This is a genomic window from Bacillus sp. LQ01 (assembly GCF_057624735.1).
In genome coordinates this window covers 19,238-40,661 of sequence record NZ_JBYEZL010000005.1, presented here as the reverse complement: position 1 = coordinate 40,661, position 21,424 = coordinate 19,238, and the positions used below count along the sequence as shown (strand labels likewise).

Annotated in this window: 20 protein-coding genes and 6 pseudogenes; 9 read left to right on the top strand and 17 right to left on the bottom strand. The window is 31.8% G+C overall.

Going from position 1 to position 21,424, the window contains the following annotated elements:
- Together cotS and AC22L0_RS24710 are read right to left on the bottom strand one after the other, a co-directional pair.
- Complete coding sequence (cotS, locus tag AC22L0_RS24715) at positions 1-1,059, bottom strand: spore coat putative kinase CotS (RefSeq protein ID WP_087965550.1); 1,059 nt, start codon at positions 1,057-1,059, stop codon at positions 1-3.
- Positions 1,060-1,083: 24 nt separating this feature from the next.
- A complete protein-coding gene (locus AC22L0_RS24710) occupies positions 1,084-2,220 on the bottom strand; it encodes a glycosyltransferase family 4 protein (RefSeq protein ID WP_087965549.1) in 1,137 nt (378 codons plus the stop codon).
- 152 nt (positions 2,221-2,372) lie between these two features.
- On the opposite strand from AC22L0_RS24710, the gene cotI reads away from it, so the two are divergent.
- On the top strand, positions 2,373-3,476 hold the full coding sequence (gene cotI / locus AC22L0_RS24705; protein ID WP_487272514.1) for a spore coat kinase CotI: 1,104 nt from the start codon (positions 2,373-2,375) through the stop codon (positions 3,474-3,476).
- A gap of 200 nt (positions 3,477-3,676) precedes the next feature.
- Here the strand turns inward: cotI and AC22L0_RS24700 are convergent.
- Positions 3,677-4,068 (bottom strand): annotated as a pseudogene (locus tag AC22L0_RS24700) (DDE-type integrase/transposase/recombinase); the annotation flags it as partial.
- Between the two features lie 338 nt (positions 4,069-4,406).
- Here AC22L0_RS24700 and AC22L0_RS24695 point away from each other — a divergent pair.
- Positions 4,407-4,856 carry a GNAT family N-acetyltransferase gene (locus AC22L0_RS24695; protein WP_487272468.1) on the top strand — a complete coding sequence of 150 codons (450 nt, stop codon included), beginning with the start codon at positions 4,407-4,409 and terminating at the stop codon, positions 4,854-4,856.
- A gap of 66 nt (positions 4,857-4,922) precedes the next feature.
- Here the strand turns inward: AC22L0_RS24695 and AC22L0_RS24690 are convergent.
- From AC22L0_RS24690 to AC22L0_RS24675, 4 genes and pseudogenes are all read right to left on the bottom strand, one after another.
- Positions 4,923-5,033 (bottom strand): annotated as a pseudogene (locus AC22L0_RS24690) (helix-turn-helix domain-containing protein); the annotation flags it as partial.
- A 321-nt stretch (positions 5,034-5,354) separates the two neighbouring features.
- Positions 5,355-6,146 (bottom strand): ADP-ribosyltransferase, encoded by a 792-nt coding sequence (locus AC22L0_RS24685; protein ID WP_487272467.1) that lies wholly within the window; start codon positions 6,144-6,146, stop codon positions 5,355-5,357.
- Positions 6,147-6,374: 228 nt separating this feature from the next.
- The gene (locus AC22L0_RS24680; RefSeq protein WP_046960447.1) at positions 6,375-6,800 is read right to left on the bottom strand and encodes a DUF4879 domain-containing protein; all 426 of its coding nucleotides are present in this window, start codon (positions 6,798-6,800) and stop codon (positions 6,375-6,377) included.
- A gap of 546 nt (positions 6,801-7,346) precedes the next feature.
- Positions 7,347-8,045 carry a DUF1963 domain-containing protein gene (locus AC22L0_RS24675; protein WP_087965537.1) on the bottom strand — a complete coding sequence of 233 codons (699 nt, stop codon included), beginning with the start codon at positions 8,043-8,045 and terminating at the stop codon, positions 7,347-7,349.
- 251 nt (positions 8,046-8,296) lie between these two features.
- On the opposite strand from AC22L0_RS24675, the gene AC22L0_RS24670 reads away from it, so the two are divergent.
- Together AC22L0_RS24670 and AC22L0_RS24665 are read left to right on the top strand one after the other, a co-directional pair.
- Positions 8,297-8,656, top strand: coding sequence for a DUF3796 domain-containing protein (locus AC22L0_RS24670; protein WP_087965534.1), 360 nt, complete (start codon positions 8,297-8,299; stop codon positions 8,654-8,656).
- A complete protein-coding gene (locus tag AC22L0_RS24665) occupies positions 8,646-8,846 on the top strand; it encodes a helix-turn-helix transcriptional regulator (protein ID WP_001128814.1) in 201 nt (66 codons plus the stop codon). Before AC22L0_RS24670 ends, AC22L0_RS24665 begins: the two co-directional genes overlap by 11 nt.
- 296 nt (positions 8,847-9,142) lie before the next feature.
- Here the strand turns inward: AC22L0_RS24665 and AC22L0_RS24660 are convergent, their stop codons facing one another.
- On the bottom strand, positions 9,143-9,613 hold the full coding sequence (locus AC22L0_RS24660; protein ID WP_140160703.1) for a DUF6773 family protein: 471 nt from the start codon (positions 9,611-9,613) through the stop codon (positions 9,143-9,145).
- Between the two features lies 1 nt (position 9,614).
- Positions 9,615-9,812: a helix-turn-helix transcriptional regulator gene (locus AC22L0_RS24655; RefSeq protein WP_140160702.1), complete on the bottom strand. Its 198-nt coding sequence runs from the start codon at positions 9,810-9,812 to the stop codon at positions 9,615-9,617.
- A 190-nt stretch (positions 9,813-10,002) separates the two neighbouring features.
- On the opposite strand from AC22L0_RS24655, the pseudogene AC22L0_RS24650 reads away from it, so the two are divergent.
- Together AC22L0_RS24650 and AC22L0_RS24645 are read left to right on the top strand one after the other, a co-directional pair.
- Positions 10,003-10,134: pseudogene (locus AC22L0_RS24650) on the top strand (DUF5065 family protein); the annotation flags it as partial.
- 589 nt (positions 10,135-10,723) lie between these two features.
- Positions 10,724-10,893: pseudogene (locus AC22L0_RS24645) on the top strand (IS4 family transposase); the annotation flags it as partial.
- 368 nt (positions 10,894-11,261) lie between these two features.
- On the opposite strand, the gene AC22L0_RS24640 reads toward AC22L0_RS24645, so the two are convergent.
- The 5 genes and pseudogenes from AC22L0_RS24640 to AC22L0_RS24620 all read right to left on the bottom strand — a co-directional run bounded on the left by AC22L0_RS24640 (position 11,262) and on the right by AC22L0_RS24620 (position 14,816).
- A complete protein-coding gene (locus tag AC22L0_RS24640; RefSeq protein WP_000824729.1) occupies positions 11,262-11,759 on the bottom strand; it encodes a DM13 domain-containing protein in 498 nt (165 codons plus the stop codon).
- Positions 11,760-11,857: 98 nt separating this feature from the next.
- Positions 11,858-12,916, bottom strand: coding sequence for a sensor histidine kinase (locus tag AC22L0_RS24635; protein ID WP_087965530.1), 1,059 nt, complete (start codon positions 12,914-12,916; stop codon positions 11,858-11,860).
- Positions 12,913-13,626, bottom strand: coding sequence for a response regulator transcription factor (locus tag AC22L0_RS24630; RefSeq protein ID WP_087965528.1), 714 nt, complete (start codon positions 13,624-13,626; stop codon positions 12,913-12,915). The genes AC22L0_RS24635 and AC22L0_RS24630 overlap by 4 nt, the downstream gene beginning before the upstream one ends.
- Before the next feature lie 179 nt (positions 13,627-13,805).
- Positions 13,806-14,168 (bottom strand): annotated as a pseudogene (locus AC22L0_RS24625) (RNA-guided endonuclease TnpB family protein); the annotation flags it as partial.
- 303 nt (positions 14,169-14,471) lie between these two features.
- On the bottom strand, positions 14,472-14,816 hold the full coding sequence (locus AC22L0_RS24620; protein ID WP_065705848.1) for a DNA translocase FtsK 4TM domain-containing protein: 345 nt from the start codon (positions 14,814-14,816) through the stop codon (positions 14,472-14,474).
- 567 nt (positions 14,817-15,383) lie between these two features.
- On the opposite strand from AC22L0_RS24620, the pseudogene AC22L0_RS24615 reads away from it, so the two are divergent.
- The 3 genes and pseudogenes from AC22L0_RS24615 to AC22L0_RS24605 form a co-directional block, all read left to right on the top strand.
- Positions 15,384-15,602, top strand: a pseudogene (locus AC22L0_RS24615) (bacitracin ABC transporter ATP-binding protein); the annotation flags it as partial.
- A 4-nt stretch (positions 15,603-15,606) separates the two neighbouring features.
- On the top strand, positions 15,607-17,463 hold the full coding sequence (locus AC22L0_RS24610) for an FtsX-like permease family protein (protein WP_377827124.1): 1,857 nt from the start codon (positions 15,607-15,609) through the stop codon (positions 17,461-17,463).
- Positions 17,464-17,561: 98 nt separating this feature from the next.
- Positions 17,562-17,927 carry a YxeA family protein gene (locus AC22L0_RS24605; protein WP_065705842.1) on the top strand — a complete coding sequence of 122 codons (366 nt, stop codon included), beginning with the start codon at positions 17,562-17,564 and terminating at the stop codon, positions 17,925-17,927.
- Positions 17,928-18,299: 372 nt separating this feature from the next.
- Here the strand turns inward: AC22L0_RS24605 and AC22L0_RS24600 are convergent, their stop codons facing one another.
- The 3 genes from AC22L0_RS24600 to AC22L0_RS24590 are packed head-to-tail and all read right to left on the bottom strand — an operon-like array spanning position 18,300 to position 21,311.
- Positions 18,300-20,144, bottom strand: coding sequence for an FtsX-like permease family protein (locus AC22L0_RS24600; RefSeq protein ID WP_087965520.1), 1,845 nt, complete (start codon positions 20,142-20,144; stop codon positions 18,300-18,302).
- A 15-nt stretch (positions 20,145-20,159) separates the two neighbouring features.
- Positions 20,160-20,921, bottom strand: a complete 762-nt coding sequence (locus tag AC22L0_RS24595) for an ABC transporter ATP-binding protein (protein ID WP_065705841.1) — start codon at positions 20,919-20,921, stop codon at positions 20,160-20,162.
- 42 nt (positions 20,922-20,963) lie between these two features.
- Positions 20,964-21,311, bottom strand: coding sequence for a YxeA family protein (locus tag AC22L0_RS24590; protein WP_087954697.1), 348 nt, complete (start codon positions 21,309-21,311; stop codon positions 20,964-20,966).
- Positions 21,312-21,424: the final 113 nt, after the last annotated feature.

Here is a 21,424-nt window from a genome sequence, read left to right as displayed (position 1 = left end):
TTATTTCCCCCCACTATTGCACTTGATTTCGTGATAAATATCAGAGAAATTTTGTAAAAATTCTTCCTTAGAGTCTTCAAGTGCAATGATATTTTGCAGTGCCCAAATATACTTTTCGTCAGACCAAGAACGCTTTTGTCCTAAATAGTATTTATGTGCAATTGAACAGAATAAGTGAGGAAACGATAAATCAGTCCAAAGAACACGAAATTGTTTTTCTGAAAAATAATTTTCTGAATTATATGAACTCAACATATGAATAGCTAAATTAGTATCCCAAACTGACATTTTTTTCATTACTTTATTTAAGATAATACGTAGGTCCCTCACTGGTAAATCACTTGTAATAGAATGTAACTCTTTCATAAACATAGCATCATCTATTTCTGTAAATCTCGCTAAGGTAAAATCTTGCTGACAAAAACTATTAGATGCAATAACTTCTTTTGTCCATTGGTCATAATATGGATCATTTAGTTCTTGTAATGCTCTCTTTCCACGTTCTAACATTTTATCAACATACTCTAAAAACATAGTTGAAAATACATCATTTGGAAAGGAAAGCGCAATTCTTTTGTTCCCTTCTAATTCTTGTAATTTCCATCTGTATAATTTATGCCACTTCCCTAATCGACTCCGAATTTTACTTTCTTCCATAGGAATATATCCTTCCGATGCTCGATGGAATTTACCTGCATATATTAGTACCTTCTCTAATTGTTCTTTATTATAATAAATGACTTCTTTCCCTTGATGCTTATCATATAGTACATACGCATACTCATTAGATCCAATACAAAAGCCCCCTCTTTTTGTTTTATGAATTTTTGTAATTGGCAACCCATTTTGAAGAAGATGTAAATGTGCTCCAGCAATAAATAGCATCCTTTTTGGGTGCATTTGTGCTTGTTTTAATATTTTTAATCCTTCTTCTGTTTCAACTTCCCACATTGTTCTCCCACTTCTGCTTGATTGTAAATAAATATTACTTATTTCAAATGGATAAAAGCTAAGGACCTTTTTTAAATGTTCACTCTCTAATCGAGTTGTTTCTTCCACCTTTCATCGCCCCCTTCTTAAAATTTATAAAATTTCCCCATACACTTTCATTAAATCCTTAGCAACTCGGTTCCAATTAAATTCTTTTTCTACCTTAGTACGTCCATATTTCCCTAACTGTTTTCTTTTATTTTCGTTATTTAAAAGATTAATTATTTTTTCTGCATATGCATCAGGGTTTTCAAAATCATTGACAATATATCCATTTTTCCCTTCTTCAATTACTTCAGGATTGCCACCTCGATTACTCGTAATTATTGGTAAACCTGCTGCCATTGCTTCGTAATGTACCCTAGCAAGAGGCTCTTGCCACTGTGAAGAGCAAACAAAAATATCTGACATAGCATAAAGTGTTGAAATATCCTTTGGCTTAACAAATTTAATAAAGACTACATGTTCTGGAAACATCGCACCCAAGGTATATAAGTGTTTTACATAATTATTTACATTGTTATCCCCAAACCATTTTGAACCAATAAAAACCATTACAATGTCTGGATTCTCCTCAATTATTTTAGGAAGAGCTTGTAGCAAAATATGAGGACCTTTTACTTTACTTAAGCGTCCAACAAATAAAACTATTTTTTTATTTTGTAAATTCAACTGTTTTTGCACATGATTTTTAACTTTTGTACCGTTCACGGTCCACGAAGGATAATACTCGTTTACATCTACACCAGAATATACTGTTCTTGTCTTTGCTTTTGCAGCTTGAAATCGCGAGGTAATTGTTCTTCCTATATAATCACTAACTGTTACAATTTTTGAAACAGCTGCAATACATGCTTCTCCCTCTTTATCACTTATTTTTTCATATGCAAACATTTCATTATGCACACTTAACACGAATTTCGTCTGTGGTGCTGCCTTACGTAAAATGGTAATCCAATTTGGACGATTGCATAAATGAACCACATCATATTTTTCCTGTTTCAGATGTTTAATAACATAATCGAGATATTCCTCTTCCGGAAACCTTATATACCTTACACCTTTGTTTTTATCTTCTGGTTTCAAATTTGGATCTGTTATAGAAATAACTGTCACATTTTTCCCATTTGAAGCAATAATGGAAGCAACAGAATCTATATAAATTTGAATAGCTCCACCTCGTACAGCTGGTACAGGTAGCTTTTCAGTCGAAATTATTGCTATTTTCATTAAAACGCCTCCCTGTTTCATAAAAATACAACTTCTTCATATGTTACGAAAAAAACTTTGTGTTTGTGATTTTTCAGCCATTTTTTCATCCTTTATTATGAAATTTAGTCAATAGTACTTTTTCTTCTTAAAGGCAAATGGCTAGAACAAAAATGGTCATGTACCATACAGTAATAAGAAAGCATAAAAGGATGGTGATATATGTGGAGAATAACAATGAAGAAGCGGTATATACATTATCGCCCGAAGAGGAACAAAAATTGGTTGAATTGGCAGGGACAATGATTCAACATTGGGATATTCAAGCGACTACAATCGAATTAATACAAGGTGGACAACTGGCCTTAGTATGGAAAATTCATACTGCAGATGGACCATTTTGTTTAAAGAGGATTCATCGCCCCGAAAAAAAAGCTCTATTTTCCATTCACGCTCAAGATTATCTAGCCAACAAAGGCATGCGTGTTCCGAGCATAATCCCAAGTAAAGTGAATCAGTTGTATACAAAGCACGGTCCATTTTTATTTGTTGTTTATGATTGGATTGAGGGAAGACCATTTGAACTTACAATGCAAGAAGATCTTGAAATGATTATGAAAGGGTTAGCAGATTTCCATGTAGCCTCTATTGGCTATAAGCCTCCTCCAGGCATACCTATATTTACAAAACTAGGACGTTGGCCCAATCATTACATTAAAAGGTTTCAACAGATGGAGATTTGGAAAACTTTAGCCGTAACTATGCCAGATGACCCATTTTCACAGCTATACTTGGCTGAAAGTGATGCGTTTATTTTAGAAGCAAAACAAACGCACCAAAGATTATTGGAATCTGAATATACTAAATGGACTGAAGATTTACAAACATCCCCCAATTTATGTCATCAAGATTATGGAACAGGAAATTCCTTATTAGATCTAAGTAATCAAATTTGGGTAATTGATTTAGATACAGTTTCTTACGATCTACCTATTCGAGACTTGCGTAAAATGATTATTCCTCTATTAGATACAACTGGTGTTTGGAATGAAAACCAATTTCAAATTATGATTAACGCATATGAGTCAGTTTCTCCTTTAACACCTGCGCAGAAGAAAATTATGTTCATTGATATGTTATTTCCATACGAATTGTATGATGTAATTCGCGAAAGATATGTTAGAAAGTCGCCATTAATTGCTGATGAACTTGCTGGAGCTATGGAATATGAAAGGATTAAGTCAAAAGCTTTAAATATATTAATAGAGGAATTTTAATACGCAATACTAAAATTTCTAGTGTAAAAATTACCATTATTATTAATAAAGATAATAGTTTTATTTTTATAGTGACATAGAACTTATATAGATGATTCTGGTACAAAAAGAGAATTAAACGCATAGATTCATAACGGAATTGTATCTTATACTTCAAGTCCAAATAATTAATGGATAAATTCTTTCTGATTTTGGACAGACTAATCCCATAATTCACCTATTCTTTTTAACTATATGTATCACTCCTACTCCAGAAAGAATGAATATAGATGTGTCAAAATATTTTAACCCTAGCAAAAAGTGCTGATCTTGTTCTACTATTTTATTCAATCGCTTTTGTTGTCTAAGTGGCATACCACTAGGTATGCTTTTTTCTTTTTTCAACCATTCAATTGCTATAGAGCAAGATAAATTACCAAAACTGTTATAATACAATTCCCAAAACATAAAAAGTCTGCTAGCATTTCTTGAAATAGCGCTTTGCAGCCTGCCGGTCTCTTGTTTTAATTAAATAAAAAGCGCTTGTATTTCCTTTCAAATCAACAGCAAGATATAGGTACATACATGGACCTTTTACTTTGATATATGTTTCTGGCGATTTAAAACAAAGTCGTACCGTTTTGCACCATTGAGTAAAACTCCTGAAGCTTTGATTCAAGATGAAATAAAATTGTTTTCAAAGAAATTCTCCCGATATTTGGTATCATATATCTTAGATAAATTAGGTAGAGAAATAGGATTTTTTCAACAGGAAAATAATTTATAGCGGGCAGAATATAATTATAATAACGTGTTTTAATTTGTATCTTTAAGGAGGCGTTGTCGATGAGAAAATATTTTTATTTGATTGGGCAAAAAATCAAGAGGATAACGTATCACTAGCCCATAAACTACGTGTTTCCTCTTCAATATTGGAAGGAGAGTATCAGATTGAATAAGATTTATTTAAAAGCTATTGACAAAAGTAATTGGGAAGAAGCGATTAAACTTGCTGTTACAGAAGAACAACAAACATTTATCGCATCCAACCTTTATTCTATCGCAGAAGTTCAATTTCTAGATAACTTCTATGCAAACGGTATTTATCTTGATGAAAAAATGATAGGATTTACTATGTTTGGGATAGATCCTGATGATAATAATTATTGGATTTATAGACTTATGATTGATGAAAAATTTCAAGGACAAGGTATAGGTAAACAAGCTATACATCTGGTAATTGATGAGATAAGAAGAAAAAATAATAACGCAAATATTTCTATAATAATGATTGGATATGCTCCTGAAAACCTTACAGCTAAATTTGTACATAAAAAAGCAGGATTTATTGAAACTGAATTATCATCTTGGGGTGAACAGTTAGCTAAGTATTCCTTATAAGCACTTGAATTCTGCACATTAACTATTAGACTTATTCAAGAAAAGAGTCTAATAGTATAGTAATGCAGATAGGAAATGATTGAATACAAAGCGGGAACAACCAATCGTTTTGTTGATTAGAATTGCTTGTGCTTGATTTGGATAGATACGAAACTTATAGGCTTTATTGATCATCATTTCATTCACCTCCATTTCGGTATATAAATATCACACATCGAACATACATTCGATATATAGTGAAGTAACACTTTCTGTATGTCGAACAATTAAGATGGCTTCCTGCCATCCCTTGTTCGAAGCCAATTCATCTCCCGCCTACTCACTGGGCTGTAACCCTTCACGCTCCTTGAGGAAGGAGTCTTCTTGGCTAAAATGATAAAAACCGTAAAGATTAGAAATCCTTACGGTTTTTATTTGGATTATTTACATGCTTTGCGTATTCGGATTTATATAGTTATTCTGAATCACTTTATTTTTAAAAATTTAACTTCATTAGATTTATTTAATTGTAGCCTCCACTTTTATTTGTTCTTTTTGGGTATTGTTATCTATAGCTATATATATTTTTTCAATTTTATAGACGGTATTTCTTGGCAATAATAATTCGTATTGCCCTGGATATGCAGTCAAGTCATCTGAATTCATATAAGCACCATGAGTCCCAGAGCCTACCTTAAATTCTGTCATAACTGGTCTTGTTTTGGCATATCCGGCATCAATAAGTATAGAAGTACTTATATATCCAAATTCTGTTATTGTTTTTCCTTGGAATTTTTTTTGTATTTCCTTGAATTTCTCTCTATCAACCTTGCCATTTTTTATTATGGAATTATCATACTCCTTTCCAAAAATCCATGCATCATCCCCTCGATACACTTTTATATTGTCATTCACTTTTGCCTCTTTTCTATTTAATCCTTTATCTAAGGATTCAATTTTTTTCTTCATTGTAGGATCAGAATCTAATTTACCCGCATGCGTCCTTAAGAATTCATTATACGGCCTTGCATTTTTTGTATAATCTCTTATGGCAGATTTCTCTTCTTTGCTCCACTTACTAAATTGTTTTTTTCCCCAAGCATCAGCTTCTTCTTTGTTTGTACACAGCTTATATTTGTCTACATTATTACAGTCCTTGGGCTTTGACGGTATATTTCCTATATATTTTGATGTAAATTGAAACATCACATTATCATTCGGCTCAGTCATCGCAAATGTAGAGGTAGTACCACCAAATACAGTTAAACCTAATGATAGAATAGTAGCTATAGCTAGACTTTGTTTTTTCATACTAAAACTCCTCTTATTCTGTATTTTTTAAGAATTAAAGGTTTCCATTCTCCAAAATTATGTTTATATAGATCCGTAGAGCTATCATGACTATGAACTTTTACAAATGGGTAACATGGTCATAAAACAATAGAAAAGTATTATAGAAATAGTATTCAATTTAAAGAATAAACTAACCCATTAGAACTCGTACCTTAATAGTTATTCCTATAATTTACCCCTGGTTATTTATTGTATATAAAGTGAAGTGCGCATTGTATTGAATGGGAAATTAATAGAGGTTTTTTGATATTCAAATGTCCCCTGTTGATGTCCAGATGCATCCCACTTATAATACCAACCAACAATTGGGTTGCCGCCAATTACAGTTGATCCAATACTCTTTACTGCTGAACCATTCATTTTTGCAATTGGATTTTGTCCATATCCAATTTCTTTTGTGTAAATATATAGGTAACTTCCCCCATGGTTTCTTGTTGTACTAAAGCTATTAGTATTGATTGTCTCTACCCCACCTTGCTCAGACTCTACTTGGACAACGTTTAATGAAGATAATGGTGCTGCAGGACCAGCAGATGCCTCTGTTGCCATTCCTAAACCTACAAATGTAGTGATTGCTAACGATGAAATCCCTAAAGCTACTTTTTTAAACATAATAAGATCCCTTCCCTCCATTTATTGTATATCATCACAAACATAACTTTATCCCCTAAATATGTAAATAACTAGAAATTTTATAAATATAAGATGGAATATTCTGTTTTATATTTCTGCAGCTTTATCAACACAAGAGATAGGATTTTCGTCGATTTACGTAGACCATATTATAGGCCTTTCAAATTGTTCATTCTTTGTTACTCTGTGGGATTAGGTTATCAAATTAATAAGTTTAATAATTTAAATTCAAGATATTTATCAACTAGAGCTTTATCAATGATAGAACCATTATAGGGGTAGCGAAACGATTTTGGGTATGAGGTGCCACTATGGGGATTAATTAAAAATAAAAAAAGAACTTTATTCAAGTTCTTTTAACCAATGAAACTAGTTGGTCTAGCTCACACCTGTAATTTGACATATTTCTTCATTTTTTCCTTTAATCTATTAAAGCGTGTAGTTATAGGCATACCGCCAACCTTTTAACGAGAATATACGCTAAGCAAGATTTCACATAAGAAAACGTCACTTTATATATTATTCCTATAAGAAATCACAATGTGCGATCCAATCATTTGTTTTACTATTTTTAGCAAAATAAATTCCGCCACCATGAATCATCTTTAAATGTGCTTTTGGATCTTCTGTTATTTGAAAAACAAATTCATAATCCGCGGGCCATTGGATGCCTGATTGGGCAAAACAAGCATAGCCACCTAATTTATGTATGTAATGATTTTCTTCAAAAATATCCTCGTAGTAGTCAATCTCATTTGTGTTTTCAAGTTCTAAAATTCTATCTTGCATGTTGTTTGGAAAATCTTCTGTATCCCATTGTGGAAACTCATCAGTTACTAATTTAGGTATTAAGGGAAAAGGTTTTAGATTAGGAAACGTAAGTGACATTTCATTCGGTACTAGTTCCTCTAAAGAATCATATTCTCTAATAAAAAAATTTCCTGATAAGTTGGACAAATCTTTAGCAAAGTTTGGAGAGAGAAATACTGCGATGGCTTTCATATCTTTTACTGCTTCTGGAACAAAAGGTATTTGAGTTAAATTAAGCATCATGATCGCATACATTTTTTCTTCATAGCGGTCGATTGGATAAGTTTCATTTGCTAATGAATAGGGAATCTTTCCAATCCAACTTTCATTTATAGATAAATCGGGTCTTTTTCCACCTGTTTGAAAGATAGTTGCTCTTTTTCTTAGGATATGCTTTATTTGATCTATTTCCAAAGTATTTCTCCTCCTAAATTTATATTTTATTTTCTCCTTATTTCAATGAATAATTATATTGTATCAATATTGTGAGTTTTTTGTTATAACAATTCTTTTGAAGGGTACTATTAGCAGCAATTTCACGTATCTTTTTGTGGTTTTACTGTCGATTTAAAACAAATTTGCACTGTTTTAAGTCCTTTTAATTTGCAAAACTATGTGATATATTTTTAACATAAAGAGCGAAATATATCACGTAGGAGGATTGTATGAAAAATAAAATGGCTTATTTAGGATTTATCGGTTTTTTAGGGTTTTTGGCACCTTTCTCATTTTTAGGTGATATTACTTGGGCAGGTCTCCTATTCAATTTCTTTTTCTTCTTTGCATATGCAAAAGTGGTACCAGATGAGCTTTTTATACTACATGTTCGCATCGCTGCTACAAGAGCTTTTTTCGTAGCATTGGTGCTAGGTATCATACTAGTTTTGAGTATATTTATTTTTGAAAATCTACATATAATTCGTTTCCTTGTTATTATTTCAGTTTTTGCACCATTAGGTACCTTCTTAATTAACTTAGAAATATTTGAGCGTAGGGAAAAGAAAGGAATGCAAGATGCCACTTAAGACTCGAATGAAAGAATATAGAGTAAAGTTAAATATGTCTCAGGAAGATTTAGCTAATAAGGTTGGGGTTAGAAGAGAAACAATTGGCAATCTCGAAAACGGAAAATATAACCCTTCATTCAAACTTACTTATGATATCGCAAAAGTTTTAGAAGCGCCTATCGAGACTCTGTTTTGGTTTGAAGAATAGAATAATTCTAGTACAAGTAAGTCAACTTTTGTAATTAATATATTCATGTGTTTTGATCAATTTTTTCATAAAATCTACAATCAGAATTTAAAAATTGGAATCTATTTTGATTAATTTTTTTCAAAATAGATTCTTTTTAGTCTTAATTCAATACGGATTTTCAAAGCATTTAGGGGCACGCCACATCGCTATCAAGCTGACAAAACAAAATATCCCCTAAAACGAAAAAGAGATGAAGAAAATAATAAAAAGCTTATCATTATGTACTAAAAGATAAGCTTTTTTGTCTATACTTATTAAATTTTATTGGATTTATTCCATGCTAATACAGTAATAAAATATTGAATACCAAACAAAATAGTAACAAGTAGAATAAACTTAATACATACTAAGATCCATCCAACAATATCTTGAGGTAATTGATTATGATATGTAGTGTATGCTACACCAGAAAAAGATAAAATAAGAGTATAAGATAATTTAGCTTTTAATTTTTGTTTTAATTTTTCCTTGTTATCGATTTCTGGTTCGTAAACACCAGCTAAAATGGATCTAATAAAGAAGAATACCATATAACAGATAATGATACCAAGAGCTGTAGCCCATTCTAGAAACGGCCTTTGTAAGTATACGCCCCTTATTATTAAATCTAAGAAGGCTAGCAATAAAACCACAATTCCAGATTGAGCCCAAATTTTCATTTCGATTTCTTGAATTCTTTCATCTGAATGTGTACTGAGTGAAAACAAATTTTTAAATTTTTCCATTCTATTTTTCCTCCCAAAATAATTCATCTAAAGTTTTATCGAGTGATTTAGTTATATCAATACAAAGCTTTAAAGATGGATTGTATTTATTAAGTTCAATAAGGCCGATTGTTTGTCGGGTAACATTTACAAGCTCAGCTAATTCTTGTTGAGTTAGCCCCTTTTCTGTTCTTGCAATTTTTATTTTGCTTACTGACATTAAATGCACCCCGTTTGTAAAGGTAATCTTTACTTTATATCTTATATTCTATATATTAAATTACAAATAAAATAAATGCAATATATATTTTACATTAGGACGTATATAGATTGCTTTTATCCTTTCTTTTTCCATTTCTATTATTGTTGTCTCTAAAACTATCTCGCAAAGTTAAAAAACAAATTATGATTCTGGTACTGCGCATATTTATGGGAGCTTTGTAACACCTATTACATCAGTTTATAAGCCAGGATTATTTGTAGATGTTATGAAAATTGATGAACATTATTATTATGATGGCAGCTTTAAAATTAAAAAATAATGAAAGTAAATTTCACTAATGATAATATTTTTGATATGATCAATGTATAATAAAAACATAACTCATGTAATAGTCTAGGCGGTATACTTGACCAACGGCCGCTTAGCTAATGAGTTATACCCCTTAGAAAAGGTATCTTGCAGCAGGGGTGCCTTTTCTTTTATTTTTAGTGGTAAATTATTTTAAATTGAAGCTATATAATTAAAAAGTATAATAATTAAATGTAAATGAAGGAAAAGGTATATAAACTGTAATAATACAAATTATTACAAGTATTAAAAACTGCAGATACGTTTGGGTTTGTACTAAGCAATCTAAATATTTGTTGGCAGCATTTAACGCGTTTAAAGACAGTTTCCACTTTCTAAAAACAGCGTTCATAACATCCTTCCATTTTTATAATAGTAAATACATTTGACTCATACTCTTACATTCTAGTCTCCCCTACTTTTATTAAATGTAATCTTATCTCACTCTACTTTATAAAATTTCACGGACCATAATTTTCAATTATATTTAAAATATAGTCAACAAAGGGATTTCTATTATATATCTACTATTTCATCTTGATGGCTATGCGGGTTATTTCATTGAATTTATCTTTAAAACATAGAAATCATTTTTTCGTATTCAACACTGTAATTCTGTGAAATTAGAATGGCTAGAGTGTCATTTATATGAAATACTAATTAGCATTTTTCATGTCCCTCCATCATGTTTCAAATTCATCAATTACTCCTCATCAAGAAGAAACGAGACAGAAATTTCATATTCTTTCCTTCCTAATTAAAGTGTAGTGACCATCATATCATTAAACTTTCACTAAAATCTTCCCCTTACATTATGATACGTTTTGTAATTTAACACTCCTCCCCTCAAGTGGCTTCTGTATATAATACATTTAAAATATATTTTTTATAAATCAAAGATTTCCTGACATACTCTTAAAATTTTTTGTGCACGAATAAAATCTCTCCGTAAACGTCCAATAACTTTAAAATATACCAAAATTGAGAAATATGAAAAAGACACTCTTATGAGTGCCCTTCTTAGCAACTAAGTCCGCTGCAGCTACTTACCATAACCCATATGAATTTCTCCTGTAAGAGGATATTTTAAGTTCATATTTAGTTATTAAAATAAACCGCACCAAAGTTTTCATTAAATCTTTTACACCAAACAGAAACCGAACCATATTCATTTACATCTATCCCTTCAGGAATTTCGTAGTTTTGGTCTCCTTTATTTCCCTTTAATTTTCCTAATTCAATATACTTATAGTTTTTCACGTCTTCATTATTTTTCAAACGATTTGTAGGAACTAATACAACTCGTACATCTGGACCATTAGATGTTGCAAAATTAGAAAGCCGTAAAACACGTTTTCCATCCGCTAATTGGTGAATTTTTGCCGTTCCGGTTGTTTCATGGACACCGTTTTGAAACTGACCTTCCCTTATTACTCGATCACTTTGCTGCTTTACTTCAGTTGATTGTATCTCTGCTTGTGGCAATGATTCATTTACGTGCTTATCAATAAATAATTTCTCTGGTCGGAACAATGACCATAAAATCCCCAATACGATTATTAAACCACCTATAAGCCATACATATTTTCTTTTCATAAAGTAAAAAACCTCCTGTAACATATTGTGTAGTAATATGTTAACAAGAAGGTCTTTCATTTTTCTAACGTAAATGTTACAAAAGTCTTTCAGCCATCTTATTTTTTTACTGATGTGATGGGAAGAGTGAACCAAAATTCACTTCCCTGCTTACCATCTGCGCGATTCCTTACACCAATTTCCCCTTTGTGCATTTCAATTAATGATTTTGCAATAGCTAATCCAAGTCCGGAACCTCCAGATTTTGAACTTCTTGATCGATCTGTTCTAAAAAAACGTTCAAATACACGTAATTGATCATTTGGAGAAATTCCTATTCCTTCATCTCGCAAAGTGAATTGGACCTGTTGAGTTAGTTTATTTTCCACTACAGTCAATTCAATTGTTCCAGAGATAGGAGAATATCGAATTGCATTATGTAATAAATTACCTATGACCCTTTCTATTTTACAAGGCATAATCAAAAGTCGAGGTAATGTATCAGGGACATCCAATTGCACATGGATTTGTTTGTCTCCTAATAAGACAGAATGTGACTCTAATACATCTAATAGAACTTTATCTAAATGTGTGAAACTTGGGTGAAAATCTACTTGCTCAAACTCTAACTTTGAAAGATCAAATAAGTCGTTAATTAATCCGTTTAATCTTTCTATTTCTTTTAAAACCGTTGCTAAGTATTGCTTTTTCATTTCAGGATCTTCAATCAGGTTATCTTGTAATGCTTCTATCATCATTTGCATGCTAGCCATAGGTGTTCGTAAGTCGTGTGAGATATTGGTAATTAGCTCCTTACGAGAGTTTTCCTGTTGCTCTAACTTAGTAAACCCTTCTTCTAATTTTTTTGCCATCTGTTGAAAGGCAGTTGCCAATTCTTTAAACTCTCGTGGTTCTTGCCCAATTATATACATCGTTTCAAAGTGTCTATCACTAAATTGTTTCGTCAATTTTATTAAATTTTGTATAGATCTCATGATAGGACGTGTCATTAACCAATAAATAAACGTTGAAATAATAAATGCCACAAATGCAATTACTGTTAATAACCGTGTTTGTTCCGGTTCAAGTAACATTTTCGTTTCACTATACCATATAGCAATTACCATAATACTGGTACTTAATAGATTCATGAGTAACAATTGAATACGTAATCTCATGTTTCATTTCCTCCATTTGGCTCAAAGCGATATCCTATACCCCAAACCGTATGAATCCAACGATTCTTTATCGTATGCTTCTCGAGCTTTTCACGTAAACGACTCACTAATACGGTAACTGTGTTTGATGCCCCTTCATGTCCAAAATCCCAAATTAATTCAAGAAGCTGCGAGCGAGAAAATACTTGTTTTGGATGCTTTGCCATGAGATAAAGTACCTCAAACTCTTTCACCGTTAACTCCACTTCCTTATCACAAACAAGTACATATCTTGTCTTTGGATATATTTTTAAATCTGGAAACTCTATCACTTCCAATAGAGACTCTTTCGCTTGTATTGGTACATGGCTTCCTCTTCTTAGTATAATTTGAACCCTTAATACTAATTCACGGGGGGAAAATGGCTTTGTTAAATAATCATCTGCCCCCATTGTTAAGCCTAAAATTCGATCCCTTTCCTCTCCCTTAGCAGTTAACATAATAATAGGGACATTTGACTGTTGACGAATTTCCTCGCATAATTCCCATCCATCTTTTTTTGGCATCATCAAATCTAATATAATTAAATCTGGTTGATGTGTAAGAAATAAATCCCAACCTTCTTTACCATTTACAGCGGTATAAACTTCATATTCTTCTCTTTCTAAATACCGTTTGCATACTTCTCGAATATTTTCTTCATCTTCTACGATTAAAATTCTTCTCTTCATATACTATCCTCACTTCTTTTTCACCAATAACACAAAATTTATTTTTTCTATTATTTAATAAAAATATCTTTATAGGTAAAGATATAGAAACTAATCACTTGAACTACCCCCATTTTCACTTCCCTTAGAAGTGAAAGTGGGGGATTCCTAAGTAAAGAGTTCTATCGAACTCTAATTGATTAGGCTAACCCCGCAGTCCTTGCGGTTAGAAGCCTTATTGCTTCATTCTTTAGATTGATACTTGCGTTAATATCCCTATCATGGTGTGTACGACAAGAAGGACAGTCCCATTCACGTAGGTTTAGATTTTTAACGTCTTTGTTTTGATATCCACAACAAGAACATAATTGACTGGAAGCAAATGTTTTCGATACGACAATGATTTGTTTGCCATACCATTTTGCTTTATATTCCAACATGGTTCGAAACTGTGACCAAGATACTTCACTAATTGCTTTTGCTAACTTACGATTTTTTAACATATTCGATACTTGCAAATCCTCTATGCCGATAACATCGTGGTTTTTGATGATTTCAGTTGTACAAAACCAACATCTCTAGCAAGATCTCGTAAGATATTTGGAGATAAAAAGCGTTGAATCTCTTGAGAAAATAGTTGTAATTCATCAGATATAGAAATAGACATACAAAAACGCCATCCTTTCCTATAATTCTACAGTAAGAATAACGTCTTTTTTGCTTAATGAATAGTGTGAAACCTTAGCTTTATGGCAATGTGATGGTACCTTATTTAGTCGTTTGATAACATTTCTAACAGATTGGTACATATATCCCCTTCAGTAATTCTAAAGGGGCCCATTAATATATGCATTATTATCAGTTATTTATAATTCTATTTGGTGAGAGTCTCCCTGAATATACATACAGATACTCAAAAGTGACAACATAATACCCATAACGAAAGTCATAGGATTATCTTCTTTTTCCTTGTCAAAAGTAAAGAAGGTTACTATACAAAAAATAATTGTGAATATGGGGATGATTACAAATGCGTAACCGAATATGAATGAAACTCCCCCCATAACCATGCCTATTAGTCCATATGGATTTTGAGTTGGAATTTCTTCTATAAGTTCCCTCTCATAATCAGAAATGCCTTCATAATCATCTTCTTTCCATTTGTCCTTTAGTCTATTAAGAAAATCGATTGTTTTTTTGAAAAACTTCATGGTTTACACTCCTAAAGATTACATGAACGCTACGGTTTATTAAGTTTTCGCCTCTTTATTTTAACAGTAGGTACATTTGCTTTTTCTGAATAAAAACTATTCATTAATCTAAACCATTATATAAGTAAAGTAGAGAAATAAGAATAGAAAAATCTCGTTTTGGGGTAATTGATTTTCTTAGCTTGATAGCAATGGGGTATTATGAGTTCTGAAGTTAATGGGTATGGCTTCACCATATCATTTTGAGAAAATTGTACGTTTAGAAGCAAATTGTACGCAACCATCTGTTTTCTTACTCTTTAAGGAAATAGATAGTTTTTTATTTCTATATATCAGTTGGAGGGTTTTTATTACTTATACTTTGATTGAAAAGATAATAATCATTACCGTATTACAACATTGTAAGGTAGATGTAAGAAAAATAGATATCTTCATTAAAGCATAATAGCTAAACTAGCGATATATGAATCAACCTGAGATTATATTACACATCGGAGGTAACTTTTATGAGTAAAACCGTATTACATGTAAATAAAGTAGAAAAGGTATATGGTAAAAAGGGGGAAAATCAATCCCATGCAACAGTTAAATACTAAACAGGATGTATTTATTATGATGGTGACACATGATCCTTATAGTGCAAGTTATTGTGGGCGTATTTTATTTATTCAAGATGGAGAGTTATATAAGCAAATTCATCGAAGTAATACACGAAAAGCTTTCTATAAAGAAATTTTAGATGCTTTAGCTACACTTGATACTACTTCAAAAGAAATGGAGATATAACATCATGTTGCTTAAACTTTCTATTTCCAGTATACGAAAAATGATGAAAGATTATATCGTGTTATTAATTGGATTAGTCATTTCCATTTCTATTTTTTATATGTTTCAAACGCTGGCGATGAATACAGAATTTACAAAACATAATAGTATTATCGGTTCCATTGCACTGACATTTCAAATTGGCTCTATTTTACTTATGTTTGTTTCTCTCTTTTATATTTTCTATGCTAATTCTTTTCTACTTTCCTTACGTTGTAAAGAATTGGGAATGTATTTAATATTAGGTGCAAAGAAAAATAAAATTAGTCTCTTACTGTTTTTTGAAACATTAGGCATGGGGTTTTTAGCAATCATTTTGGGAAGTATGTTAGGGGTTCTCCTTTCAAAACTAGTGAGCTTCTTATTAATGAAACAATTAGAGATTTCTCTAGAAGGATACCAAGCTTTTTACCTACCCGCCTGGAGTAAAACCTGTTTCTTTTTTTGCATATTATTTTTCCTTACTTCTATAATCAATGCGATTCGTTTATCTTTGAAAACAGAGTTACATTTAATTCGTACAGAACAAACGATAGACCGTATGCCAGCAAAAAGTCTTACTACCATGCTATTAGCTATAGTGGGAATAGGCGGAGTTGGGGTAGGTTATTATTTGGTTATGGGTCCTGGGATTAAAAAAGTTTCAGATATTCAAATACCACTTTTGACCATTACATTAGGAACATATCTACTATTTATGTCTCTTTTACCTGTATTAGTAAATGTATTGAAAAAAACAAGTTTAAATGAAAAATATATCAACGCTTTTACTTTTGCTCAATTACGATTTCGTGTTAACAATCTAGCAAAAATGCTAGGAACGGTTACACTGTTGATTGGACTTGGAGTTGGTGCCATGGCTGGTGGTATGTCTTTGCAACAAAATACAGAGTTAAGAGCAAATAAAACTCAAGTATATGATATTACAATTTTGAATCCAGAACATGCAGATTATGAAGCATTGGAAAACATGAAAATAACAGAAAAAAATCAATATCGTTATAAGAGTAATAATCAAGCGATTTATTATTTAAAGGATGATCTTGTTGCTCATCCACCGCTTACATTTTTGAATCAAGAAGAAAATCAGCCGCATCGTATTACAGAAAAGCTTCCAGCGGAAGCCTACAGCATGTTTAATGGCAATCGAAACAACCAAATGTACAAGACGTTACCACCAGAGTGGAGCCGAGCAATGGCGTTTGAATTTAGGATAAATATGCAAATATTTAATCAGAAACCAGTATATATCTTAGATCAAAAGCATTATACATCCATTTCTGGGTCAGAGCATGTATTTTTAGTAGCTAAAGTAGATGATTTTCTAAAGTATAAAAAAGAATTGAAAGAGATAGATACTCGCCACCAAAAACAGTTACCTACCTCTCAGAAAGAGGAGCCCTTGTTAACAAAGTATGGTATGTATGAAGGGATGCTTGCTTTCTCAAAAGGAACCGTTTTTATGGGATTCTTCTTAGGTATTGCATTTTTAGCGATGATGGCAAGTTGTTTGATGTTTAAAATACTTTCTGGAGCTACCAGGGATATAGAACGCTATCACATGCTTCGTAAAATAGGTGTGCGTAAAAAATTACTTACAAAATCTATATATAAAGAGCTTGGCAGCATCTTTGTATTTCCAGCTATTTTGGGATTAATACATGTTTTAGTCGGAATGAAAGTTTTTGCATATGTAGCCATTTTTACAGATCCCTATATTAATATTTGGGTCCCAATTTCTATTTTTCTCATTATCTATACAATATATTATTGGATTACTGTGCAACTGTATAAAAGAATTGTATTTCCAAAAGAACTATAATAAATTCTATAGAATATGAAAAAACAGAATCGGATTAAAAAATGGTATTAAACAATAAGAATATAATCAAATGAATATATATACGGAGGAATAAAAATATGAAAAAATATATAATTATACTTGCATTGGTAACAATTTTGACTACTTTAATGTCTGGGTGTAGACAAGTAAATGGTTTGTATGAAAAAGCAACAGCAAAAGAATATTATGTCCAAATTCAAGGTAATGAAGATAAGCAACAGCATCCAACCACAAAAGAATATAAATTAGACGCTTATAATGAGGACGGAGAAAAGGCTAAAGTTACTTTTACTGTGTCGGAAGAACTAAAGGCCCCTGTGTTTCTTCGTATTCATGTATTAAAATCAAAAGATCCTGATGAAAATCATTTCGTTAAGGATTACGAAACAGTAAAAGAAACCGAACTACCTGAGAAAGTGAAAGAGAAAATAAAAGGTAAATAAAGAATAGAGATTATTTCGTATGAAAAAATTTCTTAAAAAATGATTAAAAAAGGTAACCTGTACGGTAAAAGGCAGGTTACCTTTTTATATGGAGTCCCGCCAACCAAATGATATAAAACCCACAATAATACATTTTATGGAAGATGAAAACCGACTTTTCTACGTTAAGGGGAAAATCATTCATTTTATCTAGATAAAAAAAGAGAACATAAATTTAAATTATATTCTCTTTCTCTCTTATTCATATAGGAAATATTCGCTTAAATCAAACCTAGCTACCTTGTTAACTAAAAGAAATTTAACTATAATGCTAATAAATATTGGATATCCTAATTAAGTATAAAGCATATACAGTAAAACATCACATTCTCATTACTTTTTTTCAGGAAGAACAATTCCTTTATATAATTGAACTGTAATAAGATAATAGATTGAATAGATAACTACGAAAATCAAGATTGGTAACCAAATACGGAAATATGGGTCAATTAAGATGAAACCAAAAATCTTCATACCCAATAATACATGAATCATACCTACTATCCCTGGAAATAAAAATACTAAAAATAACTCTTTATAAATGGATTTTGCTAATAATTCATGACGGACTCCAATTTTACGAAGCATTTCATAGCGTACAATATCTTTTGATGCACCCGAAAGAATCTTAAACATTAGGCAGCTTGCCATCATCGCAAGGAAAGCAATACCTAAGAAGAACCCCATAAATACTGTTCCGCTGGCACTGGCGTAAATCATAGTGTATATTTGATACTTGCTGAAGATATCTTCAACTGTGATATTTTTATATTTAACTAGCTGCAACTCGTCAATTTTTTTCCATTTATCTAAATATGTTACAAAATCCTCAGTTTTTCCAATTACAACAATGTTTTCTTTTTCTTGTATGCCATCGTACATTTTTTGATCTACTATTTTTTTTACTTTTTCCATGTAATTTAAATAGGTTGGTTGAAGAGAGCGTAAAGCGTCATCCCACTCTTCTGGGATAATATTGGTATTCTCCTCACCATATTTTGAAATGGCTCCTACAGGAAGATTTTCAGAAACTCGTTTTACTTTCTTTCTATCTTTTTTTTCCGTTCCAGATTGCACAAGTGGACGGTTTCTCTCTAAATCTTCTTTTAAGTAGTAAACATATTTTTCATCTACTTTATAGTGATATTCATTCTTTTCTTTAAATGTAATACCATCTAGAATATTCTTTTCTTCAGCTGTTGGATTATGAATGACTGTATCGTATATTTCAAGTTGATCCGTCGATTGAATTACGTTATTTTTGAAGGCCATCCCACCTGAAATCGCCCCCGCACCAAGTGCTACTAACATTGCTACTGTTGCGAGTACCTTTGTTAAACTATTAATACGAAAGTTTAATTGAGCAAATGTAAAAGCATTAAGACCTTTCTCACTACGCTTTTTATTACTCTTTAATTTTTTAATAATAAGCGGAAGGACAGAAGTAAATAACAAATACGTTCCCGCTGTAGTTGTAAGCATCGCAATCATAGGACCCTGTTCTTTTAACTCATCCATATAAATCATCGAAGCATATCCAATTCCTAATAAGATAATGGCTAAAAATGAAACAATCCCAGTCCACTTACCTTTAATCATTGTACGTTCTGCTGAAGCATCTGCATGTACAAGTTGCAGAACGGAGATGCGTGATAATTTCACACTATTCATAATGGCAGATAACACAAATAATACCAAAAAGAACATACAAGTAACTAACATAGATGGTACATAAAACCCTTGGTAACCACTCGCAGTAAAATCCAGTTGCTTCATGAGGAGTTTACCAATCCCTTGTGAAAGCCCTATTCCTACTGTAATTCCAATTACTAAGGATACTGCCCCAATAATAATCGTTTCTAGAAACATAAGTAATGTAACCTTATGTTTTTTTGCACCTAACATCATATACATCCCAAATTCTTTTTGGCGAAGAGACATTAAAAAAGAATTTGCATATAGAACATAGAAGAATGTAATGATTGCTAATAGAGCTGAACCTGTTTGAAAAACAGGCGCAATTGAACGAATAGTAGTATTTGCTTCAACAAATGTTTTATTTAATGCTAGCGTTTGAAACATGTAAAAAATTGAAATTGACATAACAAGACCAACTAGTAAGACAATATAATCTTTTAGCTTACTTTTTAGCCCTGACATAGAAAGTTTAAATATCATGGTGGACGTCCTTTCTTATCCTTTTTGTGTACCTAAATCCGCAAGTACATCTAAAATTTCTTTATAGAACGCCTCACGTGTACCAATACGATGTATTTCTTTATATAACTCACCATCTTGAATGAACAAAATGCGTTGGCAGTAACTTGCACTATATGGATCATGCGTAACCATCATAATCGAAACATCTTGTTTTTCATTTAGATTTTTCATTGCTTCTAAAAGGCTTTTTGCATTTTTTGAATCTAGTGCCCCTGTTGGCTCGTCCCCTAAAATAATTGCTGGTTCATGTACAAGCGCGCGTGCTGCTGCAGAACGTTGTTTTTGTCCGCCAGATACCTCGGATGGGTATTTTTGAAGTATTTCCGAAATCCCCAACATATTGGCTACCTTCTTTACTTTTGGACCAATCTTACGCGATGGGACTCCTTGAAGTGAAAGTGGCAGTGCAATATTTTCATAAATAGATAGATTCTCTAATAAATTGAAATCTTGAAAGATAAATCCTAATTTTTGAGAACGAAAATCTGAAAGCTCTCCTTGCTTCATTTTAGTTATATCGATACCAGCAATTTCAACAATGCCGCCCGTTACTACATCTAATGTTGAAATTACATTTAATAAAGTTGTTTTTCCTGAACCAGACGGTCCCATGATTCCAACAAATTCTCCCTCTCGAATCGAGAAAGATACATCTCTTAAAGCGTGTGAATGATTTTCACCTTTTTTACCGTACACTTTTTGAACATTTTTTACATTTACAACTGAGTGGTTCATAATATTCTCCTACCTTTGTTTTTAACTTCATAAATTCATTATTTATTTTTCAAGTTTTTCTTTTGCTTTCTCAGGAACTTCTTTTTCCTGCACTTTCTCAAATTTGTAAACATACTTTCCTTTTACATGAACCTTTAAATAAGAATCTGGATAATCATCCTTACCAGAAACCCCTACTTTAATGGTATTTTCATCGCCTGATTCATCAACTCCGTTTAACATGTAAAAATATCTCTTACCATCAGGTTTTGCTTCCCCTTTTGTAAGGACGTACACATCTTTTTCTTTCACTAATGGATTAAATCTATCTATTGTTTCTCCTCCCATATAAGTTAATAATCCACCCCCTACAACAACTAATCCTGACACTGCAATCCAAGCTTTTTTCATCTTTCATTTCCACCTTTCTTTTTCTTATATGATTAAGTGTGATTTCATTCATTTTTCAAGTTTAAATAAGAAGAATATTTAACGCATTTCCAAGTATAAAGAGCATTTCTTAA